Below are 18585 nucleotides of genomic sequence, written 5' to 3' on the forward strand. Positions count from 1 at the left end.
GGCCTAGCGGAAGGTGCGGATGAGCTTCCAGCGGCCCCCTTCCACCTGCACCATCACCGCGGCGTCCTCAAAGCGGAGGCCCAGGTGGTCCTCCTTGCTGAAGGTGAAGACCCCGTGGGTGGCCACCAGGCCCTTGGTGGCCTCGATCTCGTCCCGGAGGGCGGAGCGGAAGGCGGCGAGGTCCTTTTCGGGGTCCGCCTTCTTGAGGGCCCGCTCCAGGGCGGGCTTCAGGATGAGCCAGGCGTCCCAGGCATGCGCCCCGAAGGTGGAGTAGCTGCCGATGCCGTACCGGGCCTCGTAGCGCTGGATGTAGTCCAGGGCCACCCGCTTGGAGGGGAAGGCGCCGGGAAGCTGCTCCGCCACTAGGATGGGCCCGGCGGGGAGAAGGGTCCCCTCCACGTCCTTACCCCCTACCCGCAGGAAGTCGGGGTTCGCCACCCCGTGGGTCTGGTAGATGAGGCCCGCATAGCCCCGCTCCTTCAGGGTGCGCTGGGGAAGCACCGCTGGGGTACCGCTGGCCCCCACCAGCACGGCGTCGGGCCTGCGGGCGAGGATCCTCAAGGCCTGACCAGTGACGCTGGTGTCCGTGCGGTTGTACCGCTCCGAGACCACCAGCTGGAGGCCCTTGGCCTTGAGCTCAGCCTCAAAGAAGCGGGCCCAGCCCTCCCCGTAGGCATCGTTGAAGCCGATGTAGCCCACGGCCTTCACCCCGCGGGCCACCATGTCCGCCACGATGGCCCGGGCCATGAGCTCCTCCGTCTGCGGGGTCTTGAAGACCCAGAAGCGCTGGGCGTCCACGGGGTAGATGATGTCCTTGCTGGCCGCCAGGGAGATCATGGGCGTCTTGGCCTCGGCCACCACGTCAATCATGGCCAGGGAGTTCGGGGTGATGGTGGAGCCGATGACGGCCACCGCCCCCTCCTCCACCAGGCGCCTGGTGTTGCGCACCGCCTGGGTGGTGTCGGAGGCGTCGTCCAGGATGACGAACTCCACCTTCCTTCCCGCCACGCCTCCCGTGCGGGCCAGAAGCTCTTGCAGGAGGAGGAAGGTGTTCCGCTCGGGGATGCCCAAGGAGGCGGCGGGTCCCGTGGCCGAGACCACCACTCCCACCTTCAAGGCGCCTTGAGCCCACGCGGAGAGGGCCAACGCCAAAAGGGGTACCAACCAACGCTTCATCTTTTCCTCCTTTTCCCACCGGGCTTGGGCCCGGAGTGGGGGCGAACAAACACCCGTTCGGTTCGGATTCCAGTGTAAGAAGGGACCTTTGTCCCGTCAAGGCCCGGGCTGGAACCGGGCCCTGGCCTCAGGTCACGTGCTCTGGGAGGCCGGCAAGTGCCGAAGGCTCCGTGGGTACGGGCCTTCCGTCAAGATCCAAAAGGAGGCTCCCCTCCAGGAACCAGCTCTTGGGCGTGCGGTGCCCCCAGAGGGTCTGCCGCCTGGGATCGTTCAGGCTCCAGCGCACCGGGGGCAGGTCGGGGTCCACGGTGAGGTAGTCGGAGGTGTAAAGCTCTAGGCGATGCCCGTCGGGGTCCCGTAAGTAGAGGAACATGGCGTTGGAGATCCCGTGCCGCCCGGGGCCCCGCTCAATCCGGTCGGTGCGCATGGCCCCCGCCAGGATGTCCGCCGCCTTCAGCACGGCGAGGGGGTCAGGGAGCCAATAGGCGAAGTGGTGGAGCCTGGGGCCTTCCCCGTTGGTGAAGGCGATGTCGTGGACGTTGCCCTTGCGGTGGAGCCAGCTCGCCCAAAGCCTCCCCTCCTCGTCCTCCGTGTACTCGGTGAGGCGGAAGCCGAAGACCTCCTGGTAAAGCCGCGTGGCCTCCCCCACCGCGGGGGAGAAGACGTTGAGGTGGTCTATGCGCAGGATTCCGGGCCCCCGGTGCTCGTGGTAGCGCTGGAGGACCCGGGGAAGCTTCTCCGCCTTGAAGTAGAAGGCCAACGGGTAGCCGAAGGGGTCCTGCACCTTTAGGACCTCGGGCCTTCCCCAGTCCGCCTCGAGGCGGTGGGGCCACCCCTCCTTGGCGGCGAGGTCCTGGAGGGCCCTGACGCCCTCTTCCGCGTCCACCTTGAAGCCCAGGGTACGCACCGCGGGGAAGGGGGCCTCGGTGAGCTTGAGGCTCCACTCCAGCTCCTCGTAGCCCCGGAGGTAGGCCGCCTTCTTCTCCCGGTGCTCCAGGCGGAAGCCCAGAAGCCCCTGGTAGAACTCCAGGCTCTTCTCCAGGTCCCGCACCCAAAGTTCCACAAACCCCACCCTCACGATGGCCATACCAACCTCCTGTAGCCCCTTTGGAAGTAAACCAAGGGAGGCCCCTCCTCCCCGAGCTCCACCCCCTCCACCCGGCCCACCACGATCCGGTGGTCCCCCCCGGGGTAGAGGGCGTGGAGGCGGCAGCGGAGGACGGCGAGGGCCCCCTTCACCCTCCCCTCCTCCAGGGCGATCCCCTCCCTGGGCCTTCCCGCGAAGTGCTCGGAGACCGCCTCTTGCCCCTCGCGGAGGAGGCTCACGGTGAAGGCCCCCGCCCCCTCGAGGACGGGGAGGAGCTTGGCCCGCTCGCTCACCGCCAGGGCCACGAGGGGGGGCTCGAGGCTCAAGGACATGAAGGCGGTGGCCGTCATCCCCCTTTCCTCCTCCCCAAGCCTCGCCGCCACCACCGTGACCCCGCTGGCGAAGCGGGCGAGGGCCTCCTTGAAGGCGTCCTTCATGCCTGGACCTCCGCAAAGACCTCGAGGCTCCCCTTGAGGAAGGCGCGGATCCGCTCCTTGTAGGGCTCCTTGTCGTAGACCTGGTAGAGGGTCTGGTACATGCGCACGGGGTCGCCGAAGAAGAAGCGCTCGTAGAGCTCCTGCCGGGCCCCGAAGCCGGAGAGGGTCATGTCCCAGGCCAGGCGGAAGAGGGCCACCCGCTCCTTGGCCTCGAGGGTGGCCCCCTGCAGGTACTTCTCCAAAAAGGGCCCGAGGGGCCCCTTGAAATCCCTCTCCGAGGGCAGGGTGATGAGGCCGCTGGCCCCGATTTGCTCCAGGATCTCCCGGATCCTGGGGTAAAGCCTCGGGTAGAGGTTCCTGGCCCCGTCCAAGGCCCTGCGGTCCGGGCAGAGAAGCCCGTAGGCGTTCTCCTTGGCTTCCTCCTCGGCCCGGGTCCAGAAGGCCTTCATGGCCTCGAGGTAGACGATGATCTCGGCGATCTTCTCCTGGACGTGGCCGTAGACGTCCGCGCCGATGCCCTCGGCCATGAGGGCGGCCACCCCCAAAAAGGCCTCGGTCTTCGCCGTCTTCAGGGCCACCACCTGGTGGGCCATGTGGTGGAGGGCCCCCGTGGCGGCGTAGGCGTTGTTGCAAAGCTCCACGTTCCCCAGGATGAAGACCCTCTCCCAAGGGACCAGGACGTCGTCAAAGACCACCAGGCAGTCCATCTCCTCGAGGCGGCTGGAGAGGGGGTGGTCAAAGGGGCTCTCCCCGCCCACCAGGGCCTCCCGGCAGACGAAGTGGAGGCCCGGGGTGGAGGTGGGAAGGGCGAAGGCGACGGCGTACTTCTCGCTTCCCGGCCCCTCCTTGAGGAGGGTGGAGGGGAAGATGAGGACCTCGTCCGCCAGGGGGAAGGTGGCCGTCATCCGGGCTCCCCGGACCACGATCCCCTTCTCCGTCTGCTTCACTACCCCCACGGGGATGTAGGGGTCGGGCTGGGCGGAAGGGGGCTTGGCCCGGTTCACCTGGGGGTTGGTGAGGGCGTGGGTGGTGGCGAGGTCCTGGTCCCGGAGGTAGCGGTAGTAGTTCCGGACGTTCTCGGCGAACTCCCCGAAGTAGTCGGCGCTCGCCGCGTAGGCCATGACCACGGCGTTGAGGTAGTCGGGGCTCCGCCCCATCATCCCCAGGTTCTGGTCGGCCCAGAGCTTGTAGGCCTGCCCCCTCCGCTTCAGGTCCTCCTTGGTCTTGGGGATGAGGAAGCTCATTCCGTGCCGCTTCCCGTCCTCCTCGTAGGTGAGGACCTCCCGGTGGCGGGGGTCGTGCTGCAGGTCATAAAGGGCGGCCATGGTGCGCACGATCCCCCGGAAGACGGGGTGGGTGGTGGGGTCCAGCACCTTCTCCCCCTTGTACCAGAGGTTGGGGGGACGGGTCTTCAAGGCCTCCATGTACTCCGCTCCGGTCCTTGCCATCTTCTCCCTCCCTCACTTCCCGAACTTGGGCACGTGCGGGGGGCGGAGGGGAAGGGCGACGGTCTTGAGGTCGGTGTAGAAGTCCAGGGCGTAGGTGCCGCCCTCCCTCCGGTCCCCGCTTCCCTTCACCCCGCCGAAGGGCGTGGGCAGGTGGCGGACATTGTGGCTGTTTAGGTAGACCATCCCCGCCTCGAGCTCCAGGGCGAGCCGGTGGGCCCTTTCCAGGTCCCGGGTGAAGACGTAGGCGGCGAGGCCGTACTTGGTGTCGTTCGCCTTTCTCAAAGCCTCCTCCTCGTCCTTGAAGGGGATAGCCACGAGGACGGGCCCGAAGATCTCCTCCTGGGCGATTTTCATGTGGTTCTCCCCCACGAAGACCGTGGGGAGGAGGTAGTTCCCCCGGGAGAGGTCCTCCCCCCGGAAGGAGGCCTTGGCCCTCTCCCCGCCCACGAGGAGCCTCGCCCCCTCCCGCCTCCCCGCCTCCACGTAGCCCAGGACCCTTTGAAGGTGCTCGGGGTGGATCAGGGGCCCCACCTCGGTCTCGGGGTCCAGGGGGTGGCCCACCCGGATGGCCCTGGCCCTTTCCGCCACCTTCCCCACGAACTCCTCAAAGATCTTCTCCTCCACGAGGAGCCTGGAGCTTGCCGTGCACCTTTCCCCGTTGAAGGAGAAGATCTGGAAGACCACGGCGTCCAGGGCCCTCTCCAGGTCGGCGTCGGCGAAGACCAGGGCGGGGCTTTTGCCGCCGAGCTCCGGGGAGAGGCGCTTGAGGTGCTCCGCGGCGTTTCGCATGACGATCTTCCCCGTCTCCGTCTCCCCGGTGAGGGTGAGGAGGGGGACCAGGGGGTGGGCCACCAGGGCCGCCCCCGCCTCCTCGCCGTAGCCCTGGACCAGGTTGAAGACCCCCGGGGGGAGGTCCGCCTCCTTTAGGATCTCCGCCAGCTTCGTGGCGGTGAAGGGGCTCCACTCCGCGGGCTTCAGGACCACGGTGTTCCCGAAGGCCAAGGCGGGGGCGATGCGCCAGGTGGAGAGCATCAGGGGGGCGTTCCAGGGGGTGATGATCCCCACGGGGCCCGCGGGAACCCGCACGGTGTAGTAGAACCAGTCCCGGTCCACGGGGAAGGTGCGGTCCTCCATGGCGTGCTCGGCGTACTCGGCGTAGAAGGCGAAGTTCTCCGCCGCCCGGGCCACCTGGGCCCGGACGATCCTCAAGACCTGCCCCGCGTCCAGGCACTCCATCACGGCGAGCTCGTCGGCGTGCTTCTCTATGAGCTCGGCGATCCTTAAGAGGTAGCGCTTCCTCTCCTTGGCCTGGGTGCGGCTCCACCGGGGAAAGGCCTCGTGGGCCGCCTTGGCGGCGCGGTCCACCTCCCTTGCCCCGCCCCAGGCCGCATAGCCCAAGACCTCGTTCGTGGCGGGGTCCAAGGAGGGAAAGGTCTCCCCGCTTTCCGAGGGGACGAACTCCCCGGCGATGAAGTGGAGGGCGGGCCTTTCCTTGAGGCGCCGGCGCACCTCCTCAATCGTTTCCCAGGAAATCCCGGCCACCCGGTCCGCGTACCTCATGGCTCCTCCTCTATGGGGTTCTCCAGGGCCCCAAGCCCCTCAATCTCCAAACGCATCACGTCCCCGGGCCGCACCTGGCTGATCCCCTTGGGGGTGCCGGTGAGGAGGACGTCGTAGGGCTCCAGGGTCATGAACTCAGAGATGAACTCCAGAAGCTCCGCCACGGAGTAGAGCATCCTCGAGGTGTGCCCCTCCTGCCGGAGTTCCCCGTTCACGTAGGCCTTTAGCCAGAGGTCCTGGGGGTCTTCCACCTCCTCCACCACGAGGAAGGGCCCCAAGGGGAGGAAGGTGTCCCGCCCCTTGGCCCGGATGGGGGGGCGGAAGGTGTTCGTCACGTAGTCCCGGGCCACGAGGTCGTTGGCGATGGTGTAGCCCAGGACGTAGTCCAGGGCGTCCTTGGCCTTGACCCGCTTCATGGGGCGGCCCACCACCACGGCGAGCTCCACCTCGTAGTGGACGAACCTGGCCCCCCTGGGGTAGAGGACCACCCCTTTGTGGGGGAGAAGGCTGGAGTTGGGCTTCCAGAAGAGGGCGGGCTCCTCAGGGCGGGAGAGGCCGAGCTCCTCGGCGTGGTCAGGGTAGTTCAGGGCCACGCCCAGGATCTTCCCCGGGGTGAAGGGGAGGAGCCAGGTGACGTCCTCGGGCCTGTGGGCCTCCCCCGCCTCGTCCAGGAGGAGGCCTTCCCGGTAGACCCCCTGGTGGACCCTTCCCTTGGCGAGAAACCGGGCGAGCTTCACGCCACCTCCTTCTCCTTGGGGAGGAGGCCGTAGCGCTCGGCCATCCGCCTAAGCCTCTCCTCCACCTCCGGGGTGGTGGGGCCCAAGGGGGGGCGCCACTCCTTTTCCAAAAGCCCCATCCAGGAGAGAACGGTCTTCAGGGGAATGGGGTTCGTGTCCCAGAAGATGGCCTCGTTGGCCTCGAGGAGATAGAAGTGGAGTTCCCGCGCCCCCTGGTAGTCCCCGGCGAGGGCCTTTTCGCAGAGGAGGGCCACCTCCTTGGGGAGCCAGTTGGCGGTGGCGGCGATGGTCCCCACCGCCCCCAGGCTCATCATGGGGAGGGTGAGGCTTTCCAGGCCGCAGAAGACGAGGAAGTCCCGCCCCGCCTCCAAAAAGAGGTGGGAGAGGTACTCCAGGTCCTTGGAGGAGTGCTTGAGGCCCACGATGTTGGGGAAGTCCCGCCTTAAGCGCCCCACGGTCTTGGGGGTGATCTCCACCCCGGCCCTTCCCGGGATGTTGTAGATGAGGAGGGGGAAGTCGGGGACGGCCCTCGCCACCTCGGCGAAGTAGCGGTAAAGCCCCTCCTGGTTGGGCTTGACGTAGTAGGGGACGATGACCATGGCCCCCTGGGCCCCGGCCTCCTGGGCGAAGCGGGTGAGCTCCAGGGTCTCCTCCAGGCGAAGCGCCCCGGTCCCCGGGATCACGGGGACCCGGCCCGCCACCTGGTCCAGGACCACCTCTATGGCCCGCTTCCTCTCCTCCAGGGTCTGGGTGCCGGGCTCGCCCGTGGTGCCCCCCACGCTCACGCCGTGGGAGCCCCCCTGGACGACCCGCTCCACGAGGCGCCTTAGGGCCTCCTCGTCCAACCGGCCTCGCCGAAAGGGTGTGGGTAGGGGCGGTATGGAACCGCGGAACATGCTGGGCTCCTTTCGCCTCCCAGGGTGCCCTGGGCGCGGGAAGGGGGCAATTGGGACTTTAGACAACCCTTTCAATATCTTTGTTAACAAAAACAAACTCGGCCCCGCTTGCCGGGGAGAAAAGGGGAAGTTATTGTGGGATTAAACGATGCAAGAGATGCTCTTTGGAGAAAACCCCATAGGCTTCACGGCCCTCTGCCGGGACCTGGGCCTGAGGATCCGGGTGCCCTCGGAGAGGCCCGTCCTCTACCTGCTCCCCGAGCCCAGGCCCCTCCTCCCTCAAGAGGGGGCCCTGCTCCTCTTCCGCCCCGAGGGTAGCCTCTTCCGCCACCGCGCGGCCTCGGGCTTCCTCCTCCCCGAGCCCTACCCGGAGGTGGAGGCCTTCTGCCAGAGGGAAGGCCTGGGCCTGGCCCTCTACCCGCCCTGGCTACAGAAGGAGGAGGTGGAGCGGGCCCTGGCCTCGAGGCTCTTCGCCCTGGGCCCTGGGCTGGCCCTGGCCGGGCTCCTGGACCTCCTTTTGAAGCTTCCCCAAAGGCCCCTCCTGGAGGTCCTCCACCAGGCCACAGGTCTGGCCCTGGCCCAGGTGGCCCCTTGGGGGGAGGTTCTGGCCTTCGCCGGACCCGTGCCCCCCCAGCATCCCAAGGAAGCGGGGGAAGGCCGGGGGTACCTGGCGCTGGAGGCGGGGGAGGGGGTCCTGGTGGCTTACGGGGAAGAAGCCCTTCTGCGGCGGGCCCTAGGGCTTTTGCAGGTGGCCTCCCGTCTCCTCCGCCTCAGGGCCCTGGAGCGGAGCTTGGAGAGGATGCAGGAGGAGTCCCTGGGTGGGGCTCTGCTGGAAGGCCTCATCCTAGGGGAGGCCGAGCCCGAGCGCCTCTTCGCCTTCGGCTTTACCGAAGGGGTGGAATGGGTTTTGGCCCTGGGGGAGCCCCCCGCCGTCCCGGGGCGGCATCGGCTAGCGGAGGAAAGGCGGCGGGAGGCCACCTTGGAGCTGCGCCGCCGCACCGGGGCCTACCTGGACCGGCTCGGGGTCCCCTACCTCCTCACGGCCCGGGGGAACCGGGTGGCCGCCATGTGGCAGGTGCACAACCCCAAGAAGGAGGCGGAAAACCTCCTCGCCGCCCTCCCTTCGGGAAGCCGCCTAGGCTACTCGGCGGTGCACGCCGGAGGCGGGGTGCAGGAGGCTTACCGGGAGGCCCTCATCGCCCTTAAGGCCGCCCGCCCCGGGGAGGCCCTTTCCTTCACCGGCCTGGACCCCGTGGCCTTCGTCCTCCTGCAGCAGTCCCCGGAGGACCTCAAGGCCCTGGTGGAGCGGTACCTACCCCTGCCCCCCAAGCTTATCCGGACCCTCGAGGCCTACCTGCAGGCCCGCACCCTGCAGGAGGCGGCCTCCCGCCTCAACGTCCATCCCAACACCCTGCGCTACCGCTTGAAACGCATGGAGGCCCTCCTCGGCCCCCTCTCCCACCCCGAGACCCTGGCCCGGGTGCACCTGGCCTTAAGGGCGCGGGAACTCCTCCTGGGCTAAGGGCCCGCACAGTACAATGGGGGCATGAAAAAGCTGGTGAGCCTGCTGCTGGTCCTCGCCGTGGGCGCCTGGGCCCAGACCCTGGTGGAGGTGACGGCGGTGGCCGCTTGGGCCTCGAGCCTGGACCCCGCCGTGCGCCTGCCCCAGGGCACCTACAAGGCCAGAAGCCCCGAGCCCATCCTGGCCCGCTTCCCCGAAGCCAAGGGCTACGCCCTGGAGGCTTTCGCCGCCAAGGGCCTAGCCAGCCGCCTCCACGCCGTTTTCATCCAGCAGGTCCTCACCGCCTTCGCCGCCGCAGGGTACTTCCTGGAGGGCCAGGAGGAGAGGACGATAGCCGGGGAGGTGCGGACCAAATACCTGCTCAAAGACTCCTTAGGGCGGTCCGCCCTCCTTTTGGTGGTGCGGAAGGGGGACGAGCTGGTGTACGCCTTTGGGAAGCGCAAGTGATTTAGTTCACGATTTCTTGCGCTTGCACCATTATTCTCCTCACAACACCCTCCCCCAGGAAGCCCCGCGAAGCCCCACCACCCCTCACCCTAAAGAGGGCTTCGCCAGGCCCCCATGTCGGCCCGCACCAGCGGGGCGGTATTAATTGCCCGCGCTTTGGTTTCGCAACATGAGGTGCCCAAACTAAGGCTGGGGAAAAGTTTTTTGGGGCCCCCGCCGCGGCGAAGGCCGCGGTGGGGTACTTAGAGCTCCGCCACGTCCACCCGTTCCAGCACCGGCAGGGCCCTAAGGGCCTCCAGGACCTCCGGGGAGGGCTTCTGGTCCACGGTGAGCACGAAAAGGGCCCGCCCTCCCGGCACGTCCCGCCCGAGCTGCATTCCGGCGATGTTCACCCCAGCCTCCCCCAAAAGGGTCCCCACCTGGCCCACCACCCCGGGGCGGTCGTAGTTGACGCAGACCAGCATGTACCCCTCGGGCACCACCTCGAGGGCGTAGTCATCAATGCCCACCAGGCGGGGCTTCCCCCCGATCACCACCCCCCGGGCCCGGCGCTCCTCCTGGTCCGTGGAAAGCCTGGCCTCCAAAAGCCTCGTGTACTCCCCCGCCTCCTCGGAGCGCAGGGTGGTGAGGTGGATGCCCCGGTCCTTGAGGAGGGGCCTCGCCGAGACCAGGTTCACCGCCCCTTCCCCCAGAACCCGGGAGAGAAGCCCCTTGGCCACGGCGCTGGCCACGGGCTCGGGATCCTTCTCAAACTGGCCCAGGAAGCGCACCTCCAAGGCCTGGGGGCGGCCCCGGGTGATCTGGGCGAGAAGCCTCCCCAAGGCCTCTCCCAGGGGGAGGAAGCCCTTCAGGGCCTCCAGGGCCTCGGGGTCAAACCCGGTGTTCAAGGCGTAGGAGAGGTCCCCCTCCAGGGTGCGCACCACCCTTTCCAGGATGGCCTCCCCCACCCTTTCTTGAGCCTCAAAGGTGTTCGCCCCCAGGTGGGCGGTGTGGACCACCCGGGGGTGGTGGACCAAGGGGTGGTCCTTGGGGGGCGGCTCCTCGCCGAAGACGTCCAGGCCGGCGGCGAAGAGGTGGCCTTCCTCCAGGACCTCGAGGAGGGCCTTCTCGTCTACGATCCCGCCCCGGGCGGCGTTCACCACCACCGCCCCCCGGGGCAGAAGGTAGAGCTCCCTCCGGCCGATCATCCCCCGGGTCTCCTCGGTGAGGGGGGTGTGGACGGTGAGGAAGTGGCTCTGCCTGAGGAGGTCCTCGAGGCTCTCCAAAAGCTCCACCCCCAGGCTTTCCGCCCGGGTCTTGGGGATGTAGGGGTCGTAGGCCAGAACCCGCATCTCAAACCCCTTGGCGAAGCGGGCCACCTGGCTTCCAATCCGGCCCAGGCCCACGATCCCCAGGGTCTTCCCCCTTAGCTCAAGACCCAGGAACTTCCGGTCCCACTCCCCCTGGCGCACCTTACGGTCGGAGAGGGCGATGCCCCGGGCGGCGGCGAGGAGGAGGCCGAAGGCGAGCTCGGCCGCGGAGCGGGTGTTGGCCTCGGGGACGTTCACCACCAGGATCCCCAGGCGGCTTGCCGCCTCGAGGTCCACGTTGTCCACCCCCACCCCGCCCCGACCCACCACCCTAAGCCGCTTCCCCCGCCTAAGCAGCTCGGCGTCCACCTGGGTGCGGCTTCGGGTGATGAGGGCATCGTAGGCCGGGATAACCTCCAGGAGCTCCTCCCGGCCGATGCCCGGGCGGTAGTCCAGAAGAACCCCGGGGTACTTGGTGTCCCCCAGCCGCATCTCGTCGGAAACCAGCACCCGCCACATATACCCTTGACCCTAGCACGGGGAAAGCCTTCGGGGCAAGGCTTCCGGTACACTACACCGGGCCCCTGTGGTATCCTTAGCCGGAGCAAAGGGAGGTCTATGAAGGTAGCCTTGGTAACCGACTCCACCGCCGACCTGCCCAGGCCCCTTCGGGAGCGCCTGGGCATCCGGGCGGTGCCCCTTTACGTGAACCTGGGCGGCCGGGTGTACCGGGACTGGGAGGAGATCACCCCCGAGGAGATCTTCCAAAGGGTGCGCTCCGGCGAGGCCTTTCCCAGCACCAGCCAGCCCTCCCCCGAGGACTTCGCCAAGGCGTACGCCGAGGCCCTCCAGGAAGCGGACCACGTCCTTTCCATCCACATCTCCAGCAAGCTTTCCGGGACCCTGCAGTCGGCGGAGTTGGCGGCAAGCCAGTTCCCCGGGAGGATCACCCTCTTTGACAGCCAGGCCGCCTCCTTGGGCACCGGCATGATGGTTCTCAGGGCCAAGGAGCTCCTGGACGGAGGCCAGGACCTCCAAGGGGTGGTGGCGGAGCTGGACAGGATCCGGCAGGACCACTTCGTCCGCTTCACCGTGGCCACCCTGGAGTTCCTCAAGCGAGGCGGGCGCATCGGCGGGGCCCAGGCCCTCCTGGGCACCCTCCTCAACATCAAGCCCATCCTCACCCTCCAGGAGGGCCGGGTGGAAACCGCAGGCCGGGTCCGGGGGGAGAGGAAGGCCCGGGAGGCGATCCTCGAGGACTTCCGCAGCTGGGGGAAGGACCGGCCCAAGATCCGGGCCTTCTTCCTCTACAGCGCTGAAAGGGAAGCGGTCAAGGAGCTCCAAGAGATGGTTCTCTCCTCGGGGCTTCCCGTGGAGGAAGCCCTGGTGAGCGAGCTAGGAGCGGTGATCGCCAGCCACACCGGACCCGGCACCTACGGCTTCTATGCCTACAGCCTCTAGCGTGGCCTTCGTGGCCGACTCCACCTTGGGCCTCTCCCCGGAGGAGGCCCTGGCCCACGGCGTCCACCTGGTGCCTCAACAGGTCATCCACCGGGGAAGGAGCTACCGCGACCTCTTGGAGATCACCCCCGAGGAGGTGCTGGCCCTGCTGGAGCAGGAGGAAAAGCTTTCCACCAGCCAGGTAGCCCCAGAGGACCTGCGCCAAGCCTACGAGACCCTCCTCCACGCCCACGGACGGGTGCTCTCGGTGCACGTCTCCGGCAAGCTTTCGGGAACCGTGGCCACGGCCTTGGCTGTGGCCCGGGAGTTCGGTGGGCGGGTGCGGGTCCTGGACTCCTGGTCCTTGAACGGGGGGCTGTGGCTGGTACTGGAGGAGGCCCGTCGCCTCCTCCAGGAGGGGGTGGCCTGGGAGGCTCTAGAGGCGGCGGTGGCCCCCTACCGCTCCCGGGTCCTAGGCTACGTGCTCCCCAAGACCCTCACCTACCTCCACCGCTCGGGGCGCATCGGCGGCCTGCAGCGCTTCGTGGGTAGCCTCCTCCGCATCCTGCCCGTGCTCTTGGTGGAGGAAGGGGCGGTGAAGGCGGGACCTCGAGCGCGGGGCTTCGGGGAAGGGCTCGGCAAGGTGGCGGCCCTCTTCCACCGGGACTACCCAGAGGGGGCCCGGGTCTACCTGGCCCACGCGGGGAACCCCGAAGGGGCCAAGGCCTTGGGCGAGGTCTTGAAGGCCGAGGGGGTTGAGGTCCTGGGGGTCCTCCCCGCCGGGGCGGCGGTGAGCGTGCACACGGGGCCCGGCACGGTGGCGGCCTTCGCCGGGCCCAGGAGGTAGCCGTGCGGGCGGTGGTGCAGCGGGTCTCCGAGGCCTTCGTGGAGGTGGAGGGCGAGGTGGTGGGGAGGATCGGGCTGGGCCTCCTCGTCCTCCTGGGGGTGGGGCAGAAGGACACCCCGGAGGACGCCCTCTACCTGGCCCGCAAGATCGTGAACCTGAGGGTCTTCCCCGACCTCGCGGGCAAGATGAACCTCTCCTTGAAGGACGTGGGGGGGGAGGTGCTCCTGGTGAGCCAGTTCACCCTCTACGCCGACACCCGTAAGGGCAACCGCCCCTCCTTCGCCAAGGCCGCCCCGCCCGACCAGGGCAAGCGGCTCTACGAGGCGGCCGTAGAGGCCTTCTTGGAACAGGGGGTGCACGTGGAAACCGGGGTCTACGGGGCCCACATGCGGGTCCACCTGGTGAACGAGGGCCCCGTGACCCTCCTTTTGGACTCGGAGGAGCGCCTTAGGCCCCGCTAAGCGCCCGCACGTTGGTTTCGCAACACGGGATGCCCGAAATGGGGCTAGGAGAGGGCTTTTTTGGGGCCCCCACCGCGGCTTTCGCCGCGGTGGGGTACTTAACCCAACCTCTCACATCCCTCATGAGGCGAAAGCCTACCATGAGGTGCGCTTCCCAAAAAGCGCGGGATGGCGATGAAAAAAGTAGAGCCCAAGGACTGGATCCCCCTCATCAAGCCTTATACCAAGCCCCACACGGCCCGAAGCCTCCGCCAGGTGGCGGACACCCTCCTTCCCCTCCTCGCCCTCTTCTACCTGGCCCACAAAGCCCTCTCCTACTCCCTCCTCCTCGCCCTGGCCCTAGACTTCGTCGCGGCCCTCTTCCTGGTGCGCCTCTTCATCCTCCAGCACGACGCCGGGCACGGCTCCTTCTTCCCCAAGAAGTGGATGAACGACCTCCTGGGCTTCTTCGCCGGGGTCCTTACCTTGGTTCCCTACCATCACTGGCAACTCTCCCACGCCCGGCACCACGCCACCAGCGGCAACCTGGACAAAAGGGGCGTGGGGGACATCTACACCATGACCCTGGAGGAGTACTTGAAGGCCACTCCCTGGGAGCGGTTCAAGTACCGGGTCTACCGGAATCCCTTCGTCATGTTCTTCATAGGGCCCATCTACGTCTTCCTGCTCTCCTACCGCCTGCCTCTGGGCTACGGCGCAGACAAGCCCTCGGTGCGCAACTCCGTGGCCCTCACCAACCTCTTCCTGGTCCTCCTCTGGGTGGGGATCTACCTGGGCTTCGGCCTTAAGACCCTCCTCCTCGTCTACCTCCCCATCCAGTACTTCGCCGGAATGGTGGGCATCTTCCTCTTTTACGTGCAGCACCAGTTTGAGGACGCCTACTGGGAGCACGACCCCCGCTGGGAGCACCTCAAGGCCGCCATGGAGGGGAGCACCTACCTGAAGCTTCCCAAGGTCCTGCAGTGGCTTACGGGGAACATCGGTTTCCACCACATCCACCACCTGGCTCCCAAGATCCCCAACTACCTCCTGCCCAAGGTGCAGGAGGAAGTGGACCTGGTGAAGGTGGCCCCCACGGTGACCCTGAAAGACGCCTTCCGCATCGCCTTCGCCGACATGCACCTCCACGACGAGGAAAGCCGGAAGCTCGTGGGCTTCAAGGAGGCCCACCGCCGTCTGCGCCAAGCGGAAAGGCTGGCTAGTGGCGGAAGTGGCGCACGCCCGTAAAGACCATGGCCACCCCCGTCTCGTCCGCCGCCCTTATGGACTCCTCGTCCCGCAGGCTTCCCCCAGGCTGGATGATGGCGGCGATGCCGTAGGAGGCGGCCAGGCGCACCACGTCGTCAAAGGGGAAGAAGGCGTCGGAGGCGAGAACGGCGCCCTTCGCCCTCTCCCCTGCGGCCTCTAGGGCGTGCCTCGCCGCCCAGAGCCGGTTGGTCTGACCCACGCCGATGCCCAGGGTCATCCCTCCCTTGGCCACCACGATGGCGTTGGAGCGCACGTGCTTCACCACCTTCCAGGCGAAGTGGAGGTCCTGCCACTCCGCCTCGGTGGGGGTTTTTCGCGTGACCACCCGTAGGGCCACCGGGTCCTCCGTGTCGGCGTCCTGGAGGAGCACCCCACCCCGAAGACGCCTTAGGTCCAGGTAGGGCCCGTGGGCGGGGAAGGGGACCTCTAGAAGCCGAAGGTTCTTCTTGCGGGATAGGACCTCCCGGGCCTCTGGGCTGAAGGAAGGGGCCAGGACCACCTCCAGGAAAACCCCCGCCATGGCCTCCGCCGTGGGACCGTCCACCTGGCGGTTAAAAGCCACGATGCCGCCGAATATGGAAACGGGATCGGCCTCGTAGGCCTTCTGGTAGGCGTCTAAAGGGGTCTTGCCCAAGGCCACCCCGCAAGGGTTCTGGTGCTTCACCGCCACGCAAGAGGGCTCGGCGAACTCCGAGACCAGGTTCCAGGCGGCCTCGGCGTCCAGGTAGTTGTTGAAGCTCATGGCCTTGCCCTGGAGGACCCGGGCCTCCAGGAGGGGCCCCCTCTCCCCTAAGACCCGGTACAAGGACGCCTCTTGGTGAGGGTTCTCCCCGTAGCGCAAGGAGGCCTCCCGCTTGAGGACCAAGAACTTTTCCTCAGGGAACTTCTCCCCGGCAAGCCACTCGGCGATGGCGGCGTCGTAGCCCGCCGTGTGGGCGAAGGCCTTGCGGGCAAGCTCCCGGCGGAACTCCGAAGAGGGCCCCGCCCTCAAAGCCTCCAGGACCCTCGGGTAGTCCTCGGGGTCACAGACCGGAAGCACCGCCTGGTGGTTCTTGGCCGCCGCCCGGAGCATGGCGGGCCCGCCGACGTCTATCTGCTCCAGGGCCTCGAGGAAGGAGGCCCCCCGGGCCACCGTCTCCCGGAAGGGGTAGAGGTTCACCGCCAAGACCCCGATCCTTTCCAGGCCCAAGGCCCTAAGCTCCTCCTCCTGATCGGGGCGGGCGAGGAGGGCGGCGTGGACCTTGGGGTGAAGGGTCTTGACCCGCCCCTCCAGCACCTCGGGGAAGCCCGTGAACTCGGAGATGTAGGTTACGGGAAGCCCGGCCTCACCAAGGGCCCTATAGGTCCCCCCGGTGGCGAGGAGCCGGAAGCCCAGCTCCAGAAGCCCCCGGGCGAAGTCCAAAAGGCCCCTTTTGTCGGAAACGGAAAGGAGCGCCCACATAGAAGGGATTGTACCGGCTAGACTAAGGGGGATGACCATCTACGAGGCCATCAAGGAGACCATCAAGGAGGCCATGAAGGCCCGGGACCAAAAGACCCTGGACTTCGCCCGGGTGGTGAAGGCCGAACTGGACCGCAAGGGGGACGGCAAACCCCTTCCCGACGAGGAGGCGGTGAAGGTGCTGCGGGCCCTCAAGGAGATCGCCCTGGAGCAGGGAAACGCCTTCGAGGTGGCCTTTCTGGACCGCTTCCTTCCAAAGGAGATGAGCGAGGAGGAAATAGAGGCCTGGATCCGGGAACACGTGGACTTCTCCCGGTTCAAGACCCCCCTGGCGGCCATCGGGGCGGTGACCAAGGCCTTAGGCCCCAAAGCCCCCGGGGAAAAGGTGCGGCGGGTGATCGAGCGGATGACGCGATGAGCCCCTGGGAGCGGCTGGCCCTCGAGGAGATCCTCTCCGAGCCCGTGCGTTTGGTACGGGAGCGGCTCAGGACCCACACCGGCAAGGAGCTCACCTACATCTACCGCCCGGGACCGGTGGCGGCGAGCTTCGTCCTGCCGGTCACCCAGGAGGGCACCGCCCTCCTCATCCGCCAGTACCGCCACCCCACGGGGAAGTTCCTTTTAGAGGTTCCCGCGGGCAAGGTGGACGCCGGGGAGACCCCCGAGGAGGCGGCGCGAAGGGAGCTCTTGGAAGAGGTGGGGGCGGTGGCCAAGGCCCTTCTTCCCCTGCCCTCCTTCCATCCCCAGCCCTCCTTTACCGCGGTGGTCTTCCATCCCTTTCTGGCCCTAGAGGCCAAGGTGGTGGCCGAGCCCCGCCTCGAGGACGGGGAGCTTTTGGAGCCCGTGGAACTCTCCCTAAGCGAGCTCTACGCCCTCCTGGAGGAGGGCAGCATCCAGGACGCCTCCACCGCCCTCACCCTTTTCTACGCCCGGCCCCACCTGGAAGGGTTGGGCCTCCTGTAATACCCCTTGGTGTGAATCCTTCGCCCAAGCCAAGGCGTGGAAGACTTGCGGGCTTTTTTACCAGGACCCCCATGCCAGCATGGGGTGGTATAAAAACCCGCAAAGGGGCGCATAAAGTTCGCCTGGGAAAGGGCCGGAGGGCCTGGTAGACTGGCGGCGTATGAAACCCATGGTAAGAACGCCCCTGCCGGGGCCCAAGGCCAAGGAGCTCCTCGCGCGGGGGGAAAGGGTCCTCTCCCCCTCCTACATAAGGCCCTACCCCTTCGTCCCCGCCCGGGGCCAGGGGGTCTTCCTGGAGGACGTGGACGGAAACGTGTTTTTGGACTTCATGGCGGGCATCGCCGTGAACACCACGGGCTACGCCCACCCCAAGGTGGTGGAGGCGGTTCGGGCCCAGGCGGAGCGCTTCGCCCACGTCTGCTTCTCCGACTTCACCCACGAGCCCACCCTCTCCCTGGCGGAGCGCCTTGTGGCGAGGCTCGGGGGAAAGTACCGGGTCTTCTTCGGAAACTCGGGCACGGAGGGGATTGAGGCCGCCATCAAGCTCGTCCGCCACCACACGGGGCGCCCCTACCTCCTGGCCTTCGCCGGAGCCTTCCACGGAAGAAGCCTGGGGGCCCTTTCCCTTACCGCCAGCAGGAGCGCCTACCGGAAAGGCTTCGGCCCCCTCCTGCCCGGCGTCTTCCACATCCCCTTCCCCAACCCCTTCCGCCCGCCCCTGGGGGCCTCTCCAAAGGACGTGGGCGACGCAGTTCTGGAACACCTAGAAGGTCTCTTCCGCACCGTGGTCCCGCCGGAAGAGGTGGCGGCCTTCTTTGTGGAACCCATCCAGGGCGAAGGGGGGTACGTGGTGCCCCCGGCGGGCTTCCTCCAAAGGCTCAAGGCCCTCCTGGAGCGCCACGGCATCCTCCTGGTGGCGGACGAGGTGCAGACCGGGGCGGGCCGCACCGGGCGGTTCTTCGCCCTGGAGCACGAGGGAGTGGAGGCGGACGTCTACGTCCTGGCCAAGGGGCTGGCCTCGGGGTACCCCTTGAGCGCCCTCCTCTTCCGGGAGGAGCTGGGAAGCTGGCGCCCCGCCGCCCACGGCACCACCTTTGGCGGCCAGGCGGTGGCGGCGGCGGCGGCCCAGGCCACCCTGGACCTCTTGGAAGGGGGCCTTATGGAAAACGCCGCCCGGGTGGGGGAGTTCCTCCTCGAGGAGCTCAAGGCCCTGCAGGCCCGCTTCCCCTTCCTGGGAGACGTGCGGGGCAGGGGGCTCATGATCGGCCTGGACTTCGGCAGCGCCGAGGAGGAACGCCCCGACCTCCGGGACAAGGCCCAAAGGCTCGCCTTTGAAAAGGGCCTCCTTACCCTGGCCGCAGGGCCCTCCGCCTTGCGCCTGGCCCCGCCCCTGGTCCTCTCCCGGGAGGAGGCGGCCATGGGGCTGGAGATCCTGGAGGAGGTCTTCCGGAGCCTGTAGTACCACCCCATGCTGGCTTACGCCAGCATGGGGGCCCCGGTAAAAAACCCACAGGACTTCCCCGCCTGGACTTAGGCGAAGGATTCACGCAAAGGGGTACAAGAACGCCCCGCCCTGGTACCCCCAG

At 67.7% G+C, this 18585-nt stretch carries 18 protein-coding genes; 9 read left to right on the forward strand and 9 right to left on the reverse strand.

The genetic code is table 11. From position 1 onward, the window contains the following. Positions 1–3: 3 nt before the first annotated feature. From ACY5J6_RS06690 to hpaI, 7 genes are all read right to left on the reverse strand, one after another. Entirely contained in the window at positions 4–1176 is a 1173-nt protein-coding gene (locus tag ACY5J6_RS06690) for an ABC transporter substrate-binding protein (RefSeq protein WP_462844225.1), read from the reverse strand. 127 nt (positions 1177–1303) lie between these two features. After that, on the reverse strand, positions 1304–2263 hold the full coding sequence (hpaD, locus tag ACY5J6_RS06695; protein ID WP_462844226.1) for a 3,4-dihydroxyphenylacetate 2,3-dioxygenase: 960 nt from the start codon (positions 2261–2263) through the stop codon (positions 1304–1306). Beyond that, a complete protein-coding gene (hpaC, locus tag ACY5J6_RS06700; protein WP_462844227.1) occupies positions 2251–2700 on the reverse strand; it encodes a 4-hydroxyphenylacetate 3-monooxygenase reductase subunit in 450 nt (149 codons plus the stop codon). Before hpaC ends, hpaD begins: the two co-directional genes overlap by 13 nt. Then, on the reverse strand, positions 2697–4148 hold the full coding sequence (hpaB, locus tag ACY5J6_RS06705; RefSeq protein WP_462844228.1) for a 4-hydroxyphenylacetate 3-monooxygenase, oxygenase component: 1452 nt from the start codon (positions 4146–4148) through the stop codon (positions 2697–2699). The genes hpaC and hpaB overlap by 4 nt, the downstream gene beginning before the upstream one ends. 12 nt (positions 4149–4160) lie before the next feature. Continuing rightward, on the reverse strand, positions 4161–5708 hold the full coding sequence (gene hpaE / locus ACY5J6_RS06710; RefSeq protein ID WP_462844229.1) for a 5-carboxymethyl-2-hydroxymuconate semialdehyde dehydrogenase: 1548 nt from the start codon (positions 5706–5708) through the stop codon (positions 4161–4163). Then, positions 5705–6445: a fumarylacetoacetate hydrolase family protein gene (locus tag ACY5J6_RS06715; RefSeq protein WP_462844230.1), complete on the reverse strand. Its 741-nt coding sequence runs from the start codon at positions 6443–6445 to the stop codon at positions 5705–5707. Before ACY5J6_RS06715 ends, hpaE begins: the two co-directional genes overlap by 4 nt. Further along, positions 6442–7341 carry a 2,4-dihydroxyhept-2-ene-1,7-dioic acid aldolase gene (gene hpaI, locus ACY5J6_RS06720; protein ID WP_462844231.1) on the reverse strand — a complete coding sequence of 300 codons (900 nt, stop codon included), beginning with the start codon at positions 7339–7341 and terminating at the stop codon, positions 6442–6444. The genes ACY5J6_RS06715 and hpaI overlap by 4 nt, the downstream gene beginning before the upstream one ends. A gap of 148 nt (positions 7342–7489) precedes the next feature. Between hpaI and ACY5J6_RS06725 the strand changes: the two genes are divergently transcribed. Together ACY5J6_RS06725 and ACY5J6_RS06730 are read left to right on the forward strand one after the other, a co-directional pair. Beyond that, complete coding sequence (locus tag ACY5J6_RS06725; RefSeq protein ID WP_462844232.1) at positions 7490–8863, forward strand: PucR family transcriptional regulator; 1374 nt, start codon at positions 7490–7492, stop codon at positions 8861–8863. Between the two features lie 24 nt (positions 8864–8887). After that, positions 8888–9310, forward strand: coding sequence for a hypothetical protein (locus ACY5J6_RS06730; protein ID WP_462844233.1), 423 nt, complete (start codon positions 8888–8890; stop codon positions 9308–9310). 242 nt (positions 9311–9552) lie between these two features. Here ACY5J6_RS06730 and serA read toward each other — a convergent pair whose 3' ends face one another. After that, the gene (gene serA / locus ACY5J6_RS06735; protein WP_462844234.1) at positions 9553–11118 is read right to left on the reverse strand and encodes a phosphoglycerate dehydrogenase; all 1566 of its coding nucleotides are present in this window, start codon (positions 11116–11118) and stop codon (positions 9553–9555) included. 99 nt (positions 11119–11217) lie between these two features. Here serA and ACY5J6_RS06740 point away from each other — a divergent pair, with 99 nt between their 5' ends. From ACY5J6_RS06740 to ACY5J6_RS06755, 4 genes are all read left to right on the forward strand, one after another. Next, entirely contained in the window at positions 11218–12060 is an 843-nt protein-coding gene (locus ACY5J6_RS06740) for a DegV family protein (RefSeq protein WP_462844235.1), read from the forward strand. Then, the gene (locus tag ACY5J6_RS06745) at positions 12044–12886 is read left to right on the forward strand and encodes a DegV family protein (protein WP_462844236.1); all 843 of its coding nucleotides are present in this window, start codon (positions 12044–12046) and stop codon (positions 12884–12886) included. Before ACY5J6_RS06740 ends, ACY5J6_RS06745 begins: the two co-directional genes overlap by 17 nt. 2 nt (positions 12887–12888) lie before the next feature. Further along, positions 12889–13347, forward strand: a complete 459-nt coding sequence (gene dtd, locus ACY5J6_RS06750) for a D-aminoacyl-tRNA deacylase (RefSeq protein WP_462844237.1) — start codon at positions 12889–12891, stop codon at positions 13345–13347. A gap of 174 nt (positions 13348–13521) precedes the next feature. Further along, the gene (locus ACY5J6_RS06755; RefSeq protein ID WP_462844238.1) at positions 13522–14574 is read left to right on the forward strand and encodes a fatty acid desaturase; all 1053 of its coding nucleotides are present in this window, start codon (positions 13522–13524) and stop codon (positions 14572–14574) included. Here the strand turns inward: ACY5J6_RS06755 and purH are convergent. Then, positions 14546–16036 (reverse strand): bifunctional phosphoribosylaminoimidazolecarboxamide formyltransferase/IMP cyclohydrolase, encoded by a 1491-nt coding sequence (purH, locus tag ACY5J6_RS06760; protein WP_462844239.1) that lies wholly within the window; start codon positions 16034–16036, stop codon positions 14546–14548. The genes ACY5J6_RS06755 and purH overlap by 29 nt on opposite strands. A gap of 31 nt (positions 16037–16067) precedes the next feature. Between purH and ACY5J6_RS06765 the strand changes: the two genes are divergently transcribed. The 3 genes from ACY5J6_RS06765 to ACY5J6_RS06775 all read left to right on the forward strand — a co-directional run bounded on the left by ACY5J6_RS06765 (position 16068) and on the right by ACY5J6_RS06775 (position 18458). Further along, the gene (locus ACY5J6_RS06765; RefSeq protein ID WP_462844240.1) at positions 16068–16454 is read left to right on the forward strand and encodes a GatB/YqeY domain-containing protein; all 387 of its coding nucleotides are present in this window, start codon (positions 16068–16070) and stop codon (positions 16452–16454) included. Then, positions 16451–16999 (forward strand): NUDIX domain-containing protein, encoded by a 549-nt coding sequence (locus ACY5J6_RS06770; protein ID WP_462844241.1) that lies wholly within the window; start codon positions 16451–16453, stop codon positions 16997–16999. Before ACY5J6_RS06765 ends, ACY5J6_RS06770 begins: the two co-directional genes overlap by 4 nt. 160 nt (positions 17000–17159) lie before the next feature. After that, positions 17160–18458, forward strand: coding sequence for an acetyl ornithine aminotransferase family protein (locus tag ACY5J6_RS06775; protein WP_462844242.1), 1299 nt, complete (start codon positions 17160–17162; stop codon positions 18456–18458). Positions 18459–18585: the final 127 nt, after the last annotated feature.

The organism is Thermus sp. H19.2, from assembly GCF_054979525.1.

Excerpts from the sequence above, each read along its gene's own strand:
- ACY5J6_RS06690 (WP_462844225.1), bottom strand. The coding sequence starts at position 1,176 with ATGAAGCGTTGGTTGGTACCCCTTTTGGCGTTGGCCCTCTCCGCGTGG.
- hpaD (WP_462844226.1), bottom strand. The coding sequence starts at position 2,263 with ATGGCCATCGTGAGGGTGGGGTTTGTGGAACTTTGGGTGCGGGACCTG.
- hpaC (WP_462844227.1), bottom strand. The coding sequence starts at position 2,700 with ATGAAGGACGCCTTCAAGGAGGCCCTCGCCCGCTTCGCCAGCGGGGTC.
- hpaB (WP_462844228.1), bottom strand. The coding sequence starts at position 4,148 with ATGGCAAGGACCGGAGCGGAGTACATGGAGGCCTTGAAGACCCGTCCC.
- hpaE (WP_462844229.1), bottom strand. The coding sequence starts at position 5,708 with ATGAGGTACGCGGACCGGGTGGCCGGGATTTCCTGGGAAACGATTGAG.
- hpaI (WP_462844231.1), bottom strand. The coding sequence starts at position 7,341 with ATGTTCCGCGGTTCCATACCGCCCCTACCCACACCCTTTCGGCGAGGC.
- ACY5J6_RS06725 (WP_462844232.1), top strand. The coding sequence starts at position 7,490 with ATGCAAGAGATGCTCTTTGGAGAAAACCCCATAGGCTTCACGGCCCTC.
- ACY5J6_RS06730 (WP_462844233.1), top strand. The coding sequence starts at position 8,888 with ATGAAAAAGCTGGTGAGCCTGCTGCTGGTCCTCGCCGTGGGCGCCTGG.
- serA (WP_462844234.1), bottom strand. The coding sequence starts at position 11,118 with ATGTGGCGGGTGCTGGTTTCCGACGAGATGCGGCTGGGGGACACCAAG.
- ACY5J6_RS06740 (WP_462844235.1), top strand. The coding sequence starts at position 11,218 with ATGAAGGTAGCCTTGGTAACCGACTCCACCGCCGACCTGCCCAGGCCC.
- ACY5J6_RS06745 (WP_462844236.1), top strand. The coding sequence starts at position 12,044 with ATGCCTACAGCCTCTAGCGTGGCCTTCGTGGCCGACTCCACCTTGGGC.
- ACY5J6_RS06755 (WP_462844238.1), top strand. The coding sequence starts at position 13,522 with ATGAAAAAAGTAGAGCCCAAGGACTGGATCCCCCTCATCAAGCCTTAT.
- purH (WP_462844239.1), bottom strand. The coding sequence starts at position 16,036 with ATGTGGGCGCTCCTTTCCGTTTCCGACAAAAGGGGCCTTTTGGACTTC.
- ACY5J6_RS06765 (WP_462844240.1), top strand. The coding sequence starts at position 16,068 with ATGACCATCTACGAGGCCATCAAGGAGACCATCAAGGAGGCCATGAAG.
- ACY5J6_RS06770 (WP_462844241.1), top strand. The coding sequence starts at position 16,451 with ATGAGCCCCTGGGAGCGGCTGGCCCTCGAGGAGATCCTCTCCGAGCCC.
- ACY5J6_RS06775 (WP_462844242.1), top strand. The coding sequence starts at position 17,160 with ATGAAACCCATGGTAAGAACGCCCCTGCCGGGGCCCAAGGCCAAGGAG.